Genomic DNA, 12,745 nt, shown 5'->3' with positions numbered 1-12,745 from the left:
GCCCACAATTTCGGGGAAGGTGCCGCCTCCCGACGACTGGAGGCCACACCTTCCCCGAAGTTGCGCGGATCTTGCGTCAGCTCGTGCGGGAACGATCAAGCAGCTGGTGCGGTCAGCACGAAGGTCTCCAGCAGCTCCCCGCCATACCAGTCGGTGCGCTGACCGACATGGGTCATGCCCAGCCTCCGAGCGACCGCCATCGACGGCTCGTTGCTCGGCGACACGACCGCGTAGATCTCCCGGGTGCCGGCGGCGAACTCCCGGGCCACCGCCGCGCGGGCCGCTTCGGTGGCGTAGCCGTGACCCCATGCGTCCGGGTGCAGGTGCCAGCCCACCTCGATGTCCTCGGTCCGGCGCGACTCGTCGCGCCCCGGCAGCGGCTTGAGCAACACGGTGCCCACCGCCTGACCCGTCTCGCGTACCTCGATCGCCCAGGTGCCGTACCGGCCGCCGTCGTCGGCGTGCCGCTCCTGCCAGGTCCGCAGCCGCTCGACGGCCTGGGCCGGGTTGGTCATCGGCAGACCCGACGCCATGCCCAGATATCGGCTGACCTCGGGACGCGAGTAGATGTCGTAGATCCGGGCCAGATCGGCCGGATCGTCGGTCCAATCGCGCAGGATCAGGCGTTCGGTGGTGACAACAGTCATGAACAGCGATCTTAAGGAGTGACGGCCCCGGCGACAGGGAAGGAGGATCCGATGGGCGATGGATGGCAGCGCGCGAAACGGATCACCAGTGCCGCATTCCGTCCGGTGCGCGGACGGGACCTGTCGCTGCACGCCGCCGCGATCACCTTCTACGGGGCGATCGCCGTGGTGCCGGTCGCCCTGCTGGCGATCTGGCTCACCGCACTGGTGGCCGGGGCCGACCGGGTACGCCGGCTCACCTCGTACGCCGTGGAGGCCCTGCCCACCGCGATCGGCGCGCCCCGGGCGGTGGAGGCACTGGTCGACGCCGGGGTGGAGTTGACCCCGCTGCTGGCGCTGGCCTCCCTGCTGCCCGCCTCGCTGTACGGCGAGGGCCTGCGCCGGGCGTTCGTCTCGGTGGCAGCGCCCCGCTCCGACGAGCACCTGGTCGGCTGGCGGGGCCGGCTCCTGCTGCTGCCGCTGCTCGCGCCGGCCCCCGCGCTGCTGCTGTCGATCCTGCTGGCGCTCCCGCTCACCACCCGCCTCGTACGCCAGGGCGGTTGGCTCGGTGTGCTCGGCGTGGTGCTGTCGTTCCTGGGGGTCTGGCTGGTGCTGACGCCGGTGCTGGTGTGGGTGTTCCGGGTCGTCGGGCCGGCCTCACCGGACTGGCTCTCCACCCTCGGAGTCGGGTCGTTCACCGCGGCGAACCTCTCCGGCTTCCTGCACGGCTTCGTGCTCTTCGCCTCGCTCCCGCTGGACCTGGGAGTGCCCTTCGGCGGTTTCGACGACATCGGCGCCGGCGTGGCCGTCATCCTCTGGCTCTACCTGTTCCACGTGATCGTCCTGGCCGGCTACTCCGCCACCCTGGCCCTCTCCCACTGGCGCACCAAACGCCTCACCCCCACCCCGCCGGGTTGATCAAGAGGTTTGCGTCACCGGGAGCCGATTCCTTGACGCAAAGCTCTTGATCACCGCAGGTGGGGGTGCGGGGTGACTGGGTCGCGGACGGGGTGACCTGGGCTGGTGGGGCGGACTAGGCTGCCGCGGCATGAGCAGTGAGATTCCTGCCCGCGCCGACGTCGTGATCGTCGGTGCCGGGCACAACGGTCTGGTCTCCGCGGTCCTGCTGGCCCGCGCCGGCCTGGACGTCCTCGTGCTGGAGGCCGCCGAGGTGATCGGCGGCGCGACCCGCACCGAGAACCCGTTCCCGAAGGTGCCGGGGCTGCGCCACTCCACCGGGTCGTACCTGCTCGGGCTGATGCCCCCGGAGCTGCTCGCCACGCTCGACGTACGGATTCCGGTGCTTCGCCGCGACCCGCACTACTTCCTCCCCACCCCGGGCGGCCTCGGCTCGCCGTACCTGCTCTTCGGCAGTGACACCGCCGCCACCCGGGCGCAGCTCGCCGAGTTCTTCTCCCCCGCCGACGTGGCCGCCGACGACGCCATGCAGGCCGAGCTGGCCGCGCTGCGGGAAGACCTCGCCCCGGCCTGGCTGGCCGAGCCGCTGAGCGTCCAGGAGACCGCCGAGCGGCACGTCCGCCCGGCGCTGCGCCAGGTCTTCGTCGACCTCGTGCAGGGCTCGGTCGCCGACTACCTGGCCCGGTTCGAGTTCCGCTCCGAGCTGCTGGTCAGCATGTACGCGGTCACCGACGGCCTGTCCGGGCTGAACGCCGGCCCGGACGACCCAGGCACCGGCCACAACTTCCTCGTGCACAACATGTGCCGACTGCCCGGCTCCGGCGGCACCTGGATGATCGCCGAGGGTGGAATGGGCACCGTCTCCCGGACCTTCGCCGAGGCCGCGCGCGCCGCCGGAGCGACCATCCTGACCGGTACGCCGGTGCACGCGGTGACAGTGGCCGGCGGCGCGGCGAGCGGAGTGGTGCTGGCCGACGGTCGGGAGGTCGCCGCCCGGGTGGTGCTCGGCGCGTGTGACCCGTACCGGTTGATGGACCTGTTGCCCGACGGCGCGCTCCCGGCGCGGCTCGGCGAGCGGATGGCGGCGGTCCGCCGGCCCGGCACCACCCTCAAGCTCAACCTGGCGCTCACCGGGCTGCCGCGCTTCTCCTGCCTTCCGGACGGCACGCCGAGCCCGTTCGGCTCGACCATCCACCTGCTGCCCGGGTCGGCGTCGCTGGTCGGCGGGGCGCAGACCTCGCCGATGACCGCGCTGCGCGCCATGTGGGCGGACGTGCAGGCCGGTCTGCTGCCGGCGGAGCCCACCATCGAGTGGTACCTGCACACCACCGTCGACCCGTCGCTCTCCGACGCCGCCGGGCACCACTCGTCGGCGCTCTTCGTCCAGTCCGTCCCCTACGAGTTGGCCGGCACCACCTGGGACGCGGAACTGCCCGGCTACGTCGACCGGCTGCTCGGGATCGTCGAGCGGTACGCCCCTGGCACCGCCGACCTGATCGCCGACGCGGTGCCGCTGCCGCCGCCCGGCATCGAGGAGCACTTCGGCATCACCGGCGGGCACATCCACCACGTCGACAACACCGTCTCGTTCACCGACCGGATGCCCTACGCCACCGGCATCGACGGTGTGTACGCCGGCAGCGCCGGCTGCCACCCGGCCGGCAGCGTCATCGGCGCGGCCGGCCACAACGCCGCCCGCCGCATCCTCACCGACCTGTCGGCCTGACCCAGACTCCCGCGATCTTGCACTTTCGGACGCCGATACGGGTGGTATGCCCCGTTCAGGCCCGACAGCAAGTGCAAGATCGCGGTGGTGAGGAGGTCAGATCACGGCCTCGCCGGCGGGAGCCGGAGTCTCCGCGTCCACCCGGTGGGCTCGCACCTTGTGGCCGACGCTCGTCAGGCAACGGCCACTGGGCAGGTCGAAGCGCCAGCCGTGCAACTGGCAGGTGAGCTGGTCACCGTCGACGATGCCGAAGCGGGTCAGGTCCGCCTTCAGGTGCGGGCACCGCCGCTGCACCACCCAGTCGCCCAACGTGATGTCCTCGGCGTCGGTGCTGCGTTCGTGCTCGTCGTACCAGCCCTCGGCGTACTGGAGCCGCTCCTCGGAGAGGCACTTGAAGAACGCGTAGACGAACTCGTTGTACTGGCCGATCCGGGCCGCCGAGAACCGGCAGGACAGGAAGAGCGAGTTGACCCAGTCCACCTCGTCGATGAAGAGCAGGTGCTCGATCAGCGACCGCTCGGTCCGGAACCGGTAGCGCACCTTCTCGTCCGCGTACGGCCGGACCTCCTTGCCGGGGAAGTCCACAACGATCGACTCGACGCTCTCGCCGTCATACCCCACCAGGTCGAAACGGACCGGGCCGCCGACCCCCTTGGCCAGGTAGATCGACTCGTCGAGCAGCGGCTCGATCCGACGCTTCATCTCGCCGAGCACGTCCACCTCGGGGTGCCGCCAGGACGCCTTCTCCGCCTCGATGATCGGGCGCTTGCGCTCCCGCATCTCCTCCAGGTGCGCGACCTTGTTCGCGAAGAACTCCTGCACCGGCACCGGATGGGTGGTGCTCGCGCCCTCGGTGGTGACCTCGGCGACGCTGCCCGGCAGCAGCACGATCCCGTTGGTGCCGCCGACCTTGGCGTACTCCGACAGGAAGACGGACTGGTCGGGGAAGATGTTGCCCTCGTCGCCGTGGATGTCGTTGAACTGCCACAGGGCGTCGTCGAGGAAGCACGGCGGGCCGGCGATCGGGAAGACGTGATCGGCCTTCAGATCGTCGATGTAGCGCCACGTCCGGTCGAACTGCCGGTCGCGCTTCTGCTTGCCGAACGCGGTCTTCGCCGCCTGCGGCAGCTCGTAGACCATCGGGTACCAGATCGCACCGGAGAACTGGAGCATGTGGGCGTGCACGTGGCCCAACTCGGCGAAGACACTCAGGTCGGTGGGGCGGGCGTCGTTCTGGTTGAGCAGCCGCACACCCTCGTACTCGACCCAGAGCGAGGAGTCGCCGATCGGCCCGTCGGTCGGGCTGGTCAGCGCCTGAATCATGATCTTCAGGCCGCCGGGCAGCTCCACCACCTGCTCGTTGGGCGCCTTCAGGAACTTGGTGAAGCCCAGCGCCCGGAACTCGTCCTCCATCTCCGAGGTGGGGAATTCGGGGAGCAGGACGGTGGCGTCCTTGGAGACGAAGTCGCGCAGGTGCTTCGCGTCGAAGTGGTCCCGGTGCAGGTGGGAGACGTACAGGTAGTCGACCTGACCCAGGCTCTCCCAGTCCAGCAGTGAATTGTCGGGGAACGGGAACCACGACGCGAAGTAGGCCGGGTTGACCCACGGGTCGCACAGGATGCTGCCCGCAGCCGTGTCGATCCGCATGCTGGCGTGCCCGGTTCCGGTCACTCGCACCGCACAGTCCCCCTCAAACAGACAATCAGGTGTACGCCAAACGCTACCGGAGCGAGTCTGACCGCCGCCCCGCGACGCCGGTAGTGCCATCCAGCCCGGGTGGGGCAGGGCCAATGGCCAGGAAACCCCCACCCCACCGCACCGCGTACGAGGCGTGCCAGACTAACCAAAGATCCGATCGCGAGGGAAGGACCGACAGTGGCAGGAAGCGAGCCGGTAACGTCGCCAGACCAGCACAAGCCCGGGCACCGCAAGGCCGGGCAGATCGGCGCCGTGCTGTCCGCACTGGCGCTGCTGGCGATGATCTGCGGCAACCACGAGGGCAGGGTCGAGGACATCTGGCTGATCGGCCTGGCCGCGCTGCTGCTGATCATCGTGATCGGCGACATCGTGTTGCGGCGCAGCGGTCTGCGCTCCTGACCCGACCCACCGCCGGACGACCGGCCGACGTACGACGAGGGCCCGCCCCCACCCCGGGGACGGGCCCTCGTCCGTATCGCGTCGGGGTCAGCGCCCGAAGAGGATGTCCTGCACGTCCTTGAGCGCGGCGTCGACCTCTGCCTCGAAGTAGCCACCCGGCACCAGGCCGAACCGAAGCGTGTCCAGGTCCTTCGGGTCGACCGGCATCGGGTTGCGGCGCTGCATGCCACCGAGCAGGGTGTCGAAGAACCGGTCCACCTGGTCGGGGTCGTACCCGCTGCCGAACCGGCGCACCTGGAAGCTACGACGGATCTGGTCGACCCGGTACAGGTCGCTGCCGGGCGGACCGGCCATCGGCGGGCCACCCATCGGCGGGCCACCCATCGGGGGGCCGGCCACCGCGGGCGGACCGGCCATCGGCGGACCACCCATGCCCTGCTGCGGCAGCGGAGGCGGACCGGACGGACCACGGCGCATGTCGCGCAGATCCCGCTCCGGCATCCGGATCTCGGCCGTCATGTCGGCGCGGCCGTGCCGCCCGGCCTCGAAGCCGTCGAAGCGCGGCTCCTCCGGCGGCGGCGGATAACCGCCGGGCGCGCGCTGATCGTCGGGGCCGTACCCGCCGCGCTGGTCATCCGGGCCGTAGCCACCGGGTGAGCGCTGGTCGTCCGGGGGGCCGTACCCGCTGGGACCGGCGGGCAGGCCGCGCTGCGGCATGCCGTGGCCACCCATCGGGCCGGGGCCCATCGGGCCACCGGGACCCATCGGCGGGCCGGCCGGGCCACGTGGCGCGTCGTAACCACCGCCGCGGGGGGCGTCGTACCCACCGGTGAAGGCACCGGTCGGCTCGTCGTAACGGCCGTAGGGCGGGCCGGCCTGCGCGGGCATCGGCCGGGGCGGCATCGGCTGCGGGACCATGCCCCGGTCGTCACGCATCGGCGGACCCATCCGGTCCGGTGGGCCCATCCGGGGGTCGCCACCGCGTCCGGCGCCGTTGCGCTCCTCCAGCTCGGCCAGCTGCCGCTCGACCCGGTCCAGGTGCAGGTCGACCTGCCACTCGTCGTAGCCGTTGAAGCGGACCCGGAAGACGACGTCATGAACCTCCTGCGAGGCCACCGGGGCACCGACCTGTCGGCCGTCGAGCGTCGCCTCGACCCGGTCGAGGAAGGCATCCACCTCGTCGACCTTGTATCCCCGGCGGAGCGCCTTGCGCCGGAAACGCTGACCCTGACTCGCCACTATGTCTCCTGGTCTCGTTCGCCACGCCCGGTCACGCCGGTGCCTCTCCGGCGCGGTCGGTGTTGGTGTCGTTGTCTTCGGCGGCGGCAAGCTGGCCACACGCGCCGTCGATCTCGCGACCTCGGGTGTCCCGAACTGTGGTGGACACCCCGGCGTCGCGCAACCGCCGGACGAACTCCCGCTCGACCGGCTTCGGGCTCGCGTCCCAGCGGCTGCCCGGCGTCGGATTGAGCGGAATGAGGTTCACGTGGGCCAACTTGCCGGCCAGCAGCCGCCCGAGCAGGTCGGCTCGCCACGGCTGGTCGTTCACGTCCTTGATCATCGCGTACTCGATCGACACGCGGCGGCCCGTCCGGGCGGCGTAGTCCCACGCTGCGTCCAGCACCTCGGCTACCTTCCAGCGCTGGTTTACCGGCACGAGTTCGTCGCGCAGATCATCATCGGGCGCGTGCAACGACAACGCAAGGGTCACTGAGAGGTCTTCGCTGGCCAGTCGGTGGATGGCCGGAACCAGGCCGACCGTGGAAACGGTGATGTGCCGCTGGGACAGGCCGAGCCCCTCCGGAGCCGGGCTGACCAGCCGACGGATCGCCGCGATCACCCGGTTGTAGTTGGCCAGCGGCTCGCCCATGCCCATGAAGACGACGCGCGACAACCTCGGCGGGGAACCCGCCACCACGCCGGAGGCCGCCACCCCGGCCATGTACACCGCCTGGTCGACGATCTCCGCCGTCGACAGGTTGCGGGTCAGCCCGGCCTGGCCGGTCGCGCAGAACGGACAGGCCATGCCGCAACCCGCCTGGCTGGAGATGCAGACGGTCACCCGGTCCGGGTAACCCATCAGCACGCTCTCCACCAGCGCACCGTCGTGCAGCCGCCAGAGCGCCTTGCGGGTCGCGCCGTCATCGCAGGCCAGCTCACGCACCGGGTTGAGCAACGTCGGCAGCAACTGGTCGGCCAGCCGCTCCCGGGTCGCAGCGGGCAGATCTGTCATCGCCTGCGGGTCGCGGACCAACCGCCCGAAGTAGTGGTTGGAGACCTGCTTGGCGCGGAAGGCCGGCTCACCCAGCCCGGTGACCAACGCCTGGCGGCCGGCCAGGTCCAGGTCAGCGAGGTGCTGAGGGGGCATGGAGGCCCGGCGCGAGGCGGGGGCGACCGAGATGGCGGGGATCAAGGGCAGGCTCGTCATGGCTGGTCCAGTGTGTCACGCCGTCGGCGGTGGCTGCCGGTCCGGAGGTGTGGAACGGCCCGCGACCGCCGGAGCCGGAAGACCACGTCGCCGTGATTCATACCTCAGCTCACCACCGGCACGAAGACCGCCAACAACAGGTAGGCCGTCGGCACCGCGAACAGGATCGAGTCCAGTCGGTCCATCAGACCGCCGTGACCGGGCAGCAGGTTGCTCATGTCCTTCACGCCGAGATCCCGCTTGATCATCGACTCGGCCAGGTCGCCGAGGACCGCCGCGCAGGAGACAGCCACCCCGAACAGCGCGCCCCACCAGGGCGCCACCTCGAACATCAGCCACAGCAGCAACGCTCCGCCCAGGGCCGCCGCGGTGACCGAGCCGGCGAAGCCCTCCCAGGACTTCTTCGGGCTGATCGACGGGGCCATCGGGTGTTTGCCGAAGGAGACGCCGGCCGCGTACCCGCCGGTGTCGGAGAGGACCACCCCGATCAGCGTGGCCAGGATGCGCAAATGCCCGTCGTCGGGGGCCGCCGCCAGCAACGCCGCGAAACCGGCGAGGAACGGCACGTAGACGGCGATGAGGGTGGCCGCGGTGAGATCCCGCTGGAAGCCGGCCGGCCCGTCACCCAACCGCCAGATCATGGTGCCCAGCACGGTGACCAGCAGCCCCAGGCTGAGCGCGTCCGGGCCGGCGTACCAGGCCAGACCCACTGTCAACACACCACCGGCGATCAGTGGCACCAGCGGCGGGTGCGCACCGCTGCGTCGTACCGCGCGGGCCATCTCCCAGATGCCGATGGCGACCGCGGCGGCGATCACCGGTAGGAAGGCCAACGGATAGAAGGCCAGCGGCACCACGATCAGCGCGCCGAGGCCGAGCCCGACCCCGATCGCCGCGGGAAGGTTGCGCCCGGCCCGCCCGGTGCCCACCTGCTGGGTGGCCGGTCGGTCGAGGCTGGCCCGGCGTCGCCCCTTCGACCGTCGAGCGGTCGTCGGAGCCTCGTCCGGCGCCACCTCCGCCCGGACGGGCGCGAGCTGCTCGGTCGGGTACCCCGGGTCGTCGAAGCGGACGGGAGGGCCGTCGAGACGGCTCGGCTCGTCGAAACGCCCACGGTCCGGGCCGTCGTAACTGGGCGGCCCCTCCCCCGCGGGAGGTCGATCCGCGTAGCGGTCACCGCGACCCCGGTCGTCGTACCGGTCGGGCTGGTTGCGGTCGTCGACGTGCCGGTCCCGGTCGTCGAAACGGTCGTCCGGGCGGACCGGACGGCCACGCTCGTCGTACGGGTCCGCCGGGTGCGGGTCGGCGTACGGCCGGGCGTGCGGGTCGGCGTACAGCTCAGGGCCGGCGGCGGGACGGCGGCTCCACTGGCCGGCCTCCAGCTCCTGGTCCGGCCAGGGCAGCGCCACCGGGCGCTCCGGCCGGTCCCAGCCGCCGCGAGGCTCGCTGCCGTAGGGGTCGGGGTGGGACATCACGCACCGCGACGCGGCACGAGAACCACCACATGACGCAAGACCACAAGCATCCCCTACACGTGCGATGTTCCTCCGATTGACCGCCCCGACGGTCGGTCGATCCCCGGTGTTCACCACCCGGTGGCCGGGAATCCTGCCGAGCCTACTGCACACGCCGGATCGGCACGGCGGACGAGGCACGCCCACGGACGCCACCCACGCCGCAGGCCCGCCGGCCAGCGACGCACACCCGTTCGGTACGGCAGGCCGCAGGCAATCCGCAGCCGTCGATCCGACTCGTCCGGTGCGCGATCGAGTACTGAGCGAACCCTGGCCGGCGTGGTCCGCTGGTGCCGCGCCGGCGCCAGCCCGCGCTCCGCAACGGGGGAAGGGCACTCACATGTACAAGTTCGGTCTCGCGGTGTTGACGGTGGCCGCCATGGTCCTGGGAGCAGGGTCACCGGCCGCCGCCGCCACCACGGCACGGACCAGGATCACCATCGACCGCCACACCAGCGAGCTGTACCCGTTCGAGCCGCCCGTCGGCGAGCCGGGAGTCACGTATCCGGCAGCAGGGGTCACCGCCACCGCCCGGAACTGCCCGGCCGGCATCGTCCTCATGTCGGCCTCGCTGGTGCAGGACGGCCTGCCGACCCTCTGGGCCACCGGGGGACACGGCGCCGGCGAGATCCTCTGCGACGGCGGCACTGTCGAACTCGGGATGGCGTTCGCGCGGATCGCTCCGGCGCTGCACCCAGGCCGGGCCACCGCCCACTTCTCGCTGCGCGACTGGGACACCGGCGAGCAGTTCGCCGAGAGCACCAGGACCGTCTGGATCCCCTGCTGACCTATGGAACGAGGCCCGTTCCCGACGTCGGGAACGGGCCTCGATGCACGGGTCACACCTCGAGCAGCTCGGTTTCCTTGTGCTTCACCAGGTCGTCGATGCTGGCCACGTACCGCTGGGTCAGGTCGTCGAGTTCCTTCTCGGCGCGGCGACCGTCGTCCTCGCCGGCCTCGCCGTCCTTGACGATCCGGTCCAGCTCTTCCTTGCCACGGCGGCGGACGTTGCGGATCGCCACCTTGGCCTCCTCGCCCTTGTGCCGAGCCACCTTGATCATGTCGCGGCGGCGTTCCTCGGTCATCTGCGGGAGCAGGATGCGCAGCTGGTTGCCCTCGTTGTTCGGGTTAACCCCGAGGTCCGAGTCGCGGATCGCCTTTTCCATCGCGTTGATCTGCGAGTTGTCGTACGGCTTGATGATGGCCATCCGCGGCTCGGGGACCGCGATGGACGCCATCTGCGTCAGCGGCGTGGGCGTGCCGTAGTAGTCGATGATGACCTTGGAGAACATGGCGGCGTTGGCGCGACCGGTACGGATGGCGCCGAACTCCTCCTTGGCGTGCTCAACCGCACGCTCCATCTTCTCCTCGGCCTCGAGGAGGGTGTCGTCGATCACCGGTCTCCTCGCCTCCTTCTGTGCTCGTGGTGGGCTCTGCTGAAAGTCGTCAGACCGCTGTCGTCGTCGCCTGGGCGGGACTCAGGCGGTGATCAGGGTGCCGATCTTGTCGCCACCCACCGCGCGGATGATGGTGTCGTCACCCTGCGCGCCAAAGACCAGCATCGGCAGGCCGTTCTCCATGCAGAGGCTGAACGCTGCCGCGTCGGCCACCCGCAGGTTGCGGCGCAGCGCCTCCGAGAAGGTGATCGAGTCGAGTTTACTGGCGGTGGGGTCGATCCGCGGGTCGGCGGTGTAGACGCCGTCCACGCCGTTCTTGCTCATCAGCACCACGTCGGCCCGGATCTCCAGTGCCCGCTGGGCGGCCACCGTGTCCGTGGAGAAGTACGGCATTCCGGCGCCGGCGCCGAAGATGACCACGCGGCCCTTCTCCAGATGCCGGATGGCCCGCAGCGGGATGTACGGCTCGGCGACCTGGGCCATCGTGATGGCGCTCTGCACCCGGGTCTCGATGCCCTCCTTCTCCAGGAAGTCCTGGAGCGCGAGGCAGTTCATCACGGTGCCGAGCATGCCCATGTAGTCGGCGCGGGCCCGGTCCATTCCACGCTTCTGCAGCTCCGCGCCGCGGAAGAAGTTGCCTCCGCCGACCACCACGGAGACCTGCACGCCGCGGCGGACCACTGTGGCGATCTGCCGGGCGATGGCCTGGACGACGTCCGGGTCGACGCCGATCGCGCCGCCACCGAAGACCTCACCGGAGAGCTTCAGCACCACCCGGCGGGCACGCCCCGGCGGCGGTGCCGTCGGATCGTCCAGCCCCAGCGTCCGGTCACTCACAACCTGCGTCATCCGCCCCGCCCTTCCCCACGCGCACGCCCCGTGCGGCGCGTACCGCGAACCTGCCGCTGCCGACCCTATGTGACGAGGAGGCCGCGGTGCCTGTCACGTACACCGGCGGCCTCCTCGTTGATGTCTCCTGCCCACGGGCGCCAGCGGCGCCCGGTGGCGGCTCAGGCCTGGCCGACCTCGAACCGCACGAAGCGGGTGACCTCGATGCCGGCCTCGGCCAGCAGCTGCTTCACCGACTTCTTGTTGTCAGAGACGGACGACTGCTCGATCAGGACGAAGTCCTTGAAGAAGGAGTTCACCCGACCCTCGATGATCTTCGGCAGAGCCGCCTCGGGCTTGTTCTCCTCGCGGGCGGTCTGCTCGGCGATGCGCCGCTCCGACTCGACGACCTCAGCCGGAACCTCGTCCCGGGTGAGGTACTTCGGCCGCATCGCGGCGATCTGCATGGCCACACCACGGGCGTCGGCGTCGCCGGCCTCGTCGGTCTTGCCGGTGTACGACACCAGCACACCGACGGCCGGCGGCAGGTCCTGGGCCTTGCGGTGCAGGTAGACGGCGGTGGTGCCCTCGACCCGGGCGAACCGGTTGAGCACCAGCTTCTCGCCGATCTTCGCGGACTGCTCCTGGATCAGGTCCGCGATGACCTTGCCGTCGAGCTCGGAGGCGAGCAGCTCCTCGGCGGAGTTCACGCCGGCGCGCTCGCCGTGCTCGACCAGCTGCTGGCCCAGCGCGATGAACGACTCGGTCTTGGCGACGAAGTCGGTCTCGCAGTTGAGCTCGAGCAGCGCCTTGCCGGAGTGGGCGACCAGGCCGTTCGCGGCCGTACGGCCGGCCCGCTTGCCAACATCCTTGGCGCCCTTGACGCGCAGGATCTCGACGGCCTTGTCGAAGTCGCCCTCGGCCTCGGTCAGCGCCTTCTTGCTGTCCATCATGCCGGCGCCGGTGAGGTCGCGGAGCTTCTTGACGTCCGCGGCGGTGATTTGGGACATGGCTCTCTCTTCGGTGTTGAGACGGCGTGTGGATGGTCAGAGGTGCCGGTTACCCGGATCCGGGCGGATCGTGCCCGGCGTACCGTCGCTGCCCGCCGTTCGCGAAAACGGACGGCGGGGCAGCGACGGTGCGATCACTCCGCGGTCGCGGCCGCCGGCTGCTCGGTGGCGGCCTGCGCCGGCTGCTCCGGGGTGGCGGGCTGC

At 70.7% G+C, this 12,745-nt stretch carries 12 protein-coding genes; 4 read left to right on the top strand and 8 right to left on the bottom strand.

The features are described 5' to 3' along the window. Positions 1–95 precede the first annotated feature (95 nt). Positions 96–647 carry a GNAT family N-acetyltransferase gene (locus tag DLJ58_RS07480; protein ID WP_124854472.1) on the bottom strand — a complete coding sequence of 184 codons (552 nt, stop codon included), beginning with the start codon at positions 645–647 and terminating at the stop codon, positions 96–98. Between the two features lie 51 nt (positions 648–698). On the opposite strand from DLJ58_RS07480, the gene DLJ58_RS07475 reads away from it, so the two are divergent. Further along, positions 699–1,544 carry a YhjD/YihY/BrkB family envelope integrity protein gene (locus DLJ58_RS07475; protein ID WP_124854471.1) on the top strand — a complete coding sequence of 282 codons (846 nt, stop codon included), beginning with the start codon at positions 699–701 and terminating at the stop codon, positions 1,542–1,544. Between the two features lie 130 nt (positions 1,545–1,674). After that, a complete protein-coding gene (locus DLJ58_RS07470) occupies positions 1,675–3,270 on the top strand; it encodes a phytoene desaturase family protein (protein ID WP_124854470.1) in 1,596 nt (531 codons plus the stop codon). Positions 3,271–3,366: 96 nt separating this feature from the next. On the opposite strand, the gene DLJ58_RS07465 is transcribed toward DLJ58_RS07470, so the two are convergent. Beyond that, positions 3,367–4,947: a Rieske 2Fe-2S domain-containing protein gene (locus DLJ58_RS07465; RefSeq protein ID WP_124854469.1), complete on the bottom strand. Its 1,581-nt coding sequence runs from the start codon at positions 4,945–4,947 to the stop codon at positions 3,367–3,369. A 198-nt stretch (positions 4,948–5,145) separates the two neighbouring features. Here DLJ58_RS07465 and DLJ58_RS07460 point away from each other — a divergent pair, with 198 nt between their 5' ends. Then, positions 5,146–5,367: a DUF2631 domain-containing protein gene (locus DLJ58_RS07460; protein WP_036412111.1), complete on the top strand. Its 222-nt coding sequence runs from the start codon at positions 5,146–5,148 to the stop codon at positions 5,365–5,367. 87 nt (positions 5,368–5,454) lie between these two features. On the opposite strand, the gene DLJ58_RS07455 is transcribed toward DLJ58_RS07460, so the two are convergent. The 3 genes from DLJ58_RS07455 to DLJ58_RS07445 all read right to left on the bottom strand — a co-directional run bounded on the left by DLJ58_RS07455 (position 5,455) and on the right by DLJ58_RS07445 (position 9,264). Continuing rightward, complete coding sequence (locus DLJ58_RS07455) at positions 5,455–6,606, bottom strand: DivIVA domain-containing protein (protein WP_124854468.1); 1,152 nt, start codon at positions 6,604–6,606, stop codon at positions 5,455–5,457. 31 nt (positions 6,607–6,637) lie between these two features. Further along, a complete protein-coding gene (rlmN, locus tag DLJ58_RS07450) occupies positions 6,638–7,795 on the bottom strand; it encodes a dual-specificity RNA methyltransferase RlmN (protein WP_124854467.1) in 1,158 nt (385 codons plus the stop codon). A gap of 104 nt (positions 7,796–7,899) precedes the next feature. Then, positions 7,900–9,264 (bottom strand): phosphatidate cytidylyltransferase, encoded by a 1,365-nt coding sequence (locus DLJ58_RS07445; RefSeq protein WP_124854466.1) that lies wholly within the window; start codon positions 9,262–9,264, stop codon positions 7,900–7,902. A 382-nt stretch (positions 9,265–9,646) separates the two neighbouring features. Here DLJ58_RS07445 and DLJ58_RS07440 point away from each other — a divergent pair, with 382 nt between their 5' ends. Beyond that, on the top strand, positions 9,647–10,093 hold the full coding sequence (locus tag DLJ58_RS07440; RefSeq protein WP_124854465.1) for a hypothetical protein: 447 nt from the start codon (positions 9,647–9,649) through the stop codon (positions 10,091–10,093). Positions 10,094–10,145: 52 nt separating this feature from the next. On the opposite strand, the gene frr is transcribed toward DLJ58_RS07440, so the two are convergent. From frr to tsf, 3 genes are all read right to left on the bottom strand, one after another. Beyond that, positions 10,146–10,703: a ribosome recycling factor gene (frr, locus tag DLJ58_RS07435; protein WP_088946658.1), complete on the bottom strand. Its 558-nt coding sequence runs from the start codon at positions 10,701–10,703 to the stop codon at positions 10,146–10,148. A gap of 81 nt (positions 10,704–10,784) precedes the next feature. Beyond that, a complete protein-coding gene (gene pyrH / locus DLJ58_RS07430; RefSeq protein WP_124854464.1) occupies positions 10,785–11,552 on the bottom strand; it encodes a UMP kinase in 768 nt (255 codons plus the stop codon). A 161-nt stretch (positions 11,553–11,713) separates the two neighbouring features. Next, on the bottom strand, positions 11,714–12,541 hold the full coding sequence (gene tsf / locus DLJ58_RS07425; RefSeq protein ID WP_091400300.1) for a translation elongation factor Ts: 828 nt from the start codon (positions 12,539–12,541) through the stop codon (positions 11,714–11,716). Between the last annotated feature and the right edge of the window lie 204 nt (positions 12,542–12,745).

The sequence above is a fragment of the Micromonospora arida genome, assembly GCF_003857035.1.
GTDB classification, from domain to species: Bacteria; Actinomycetota; Actinomycetes; order Mycobacteriales; family Micromonosporaceae; genus Micromonospora; species Micromonospora arida.
This window is presented reverse-complemented; position numbering and strand designations above follow the sequence as displayed.

What these genes read in the sequence shown, in the direction of transcription:
- DLJ58_RS07480 (WP_124854472.1), bottom strand. Translation starts at nt 647, where the DNA reads ATGACTGTTGTCACCACCGAACGCCTGATCCTGCGCGATTGGACCGAC.
- DLJ58_RS07475 (WP_124854471.1), top strand. Translation starts at nt 699, where the DNA reads ATGGGCGATGGATGGCAGCGCGCGAAACGGATCACCAGTGCCGCATTC.
- DLJ58_RS07470 (WP_124854470.1), top strand. Translation starts at nt 1,675, where the DNA reads ATGAGCAGTGAGATTCCTGCCCGCGCCGACGTCGTGATCGTCGGTGCC.
- rlmN (WP_124854467.1), bottom strand. Translation starts at nt 7,795, where the DNA reads ATGACGAGCCTGCCCTTGATCCCCGCCATCTCGGTCGCCCCCGCCTCG.
- DLJ58_RS07445 (WP_124854466.1), bottom strand. Translation starts at nt 9,264, where the DNA reads ATGTCCCACCCCGACCCCTACGGCAGCGAGCCTCGCGGCGGCTGGGAC.
- DLJ58_RS07440 (WP_124854465.1), top strand. Translation starts at nt 9,647, where the DNA reads ATGTACAAGTTCGGTCTCGCGGTGTTGACGGTGGCCGCCATGGTCCTG.
- pyrH (WP_124854464.1), bottom strand. Translation starts at nt 11,552, where the DNA reads ATGACGCAGGTTGTGAGTGACCGGACGCTGGGGCTGGACGATCCGACG.
- tsf (WP_091400300.1), bottom strand. Translation starts at nt 12,541, where the DNA reads ATGTCCCAAATCACCGCCGCGGACGTCAAGAAGCTCCGCGACCTCACC.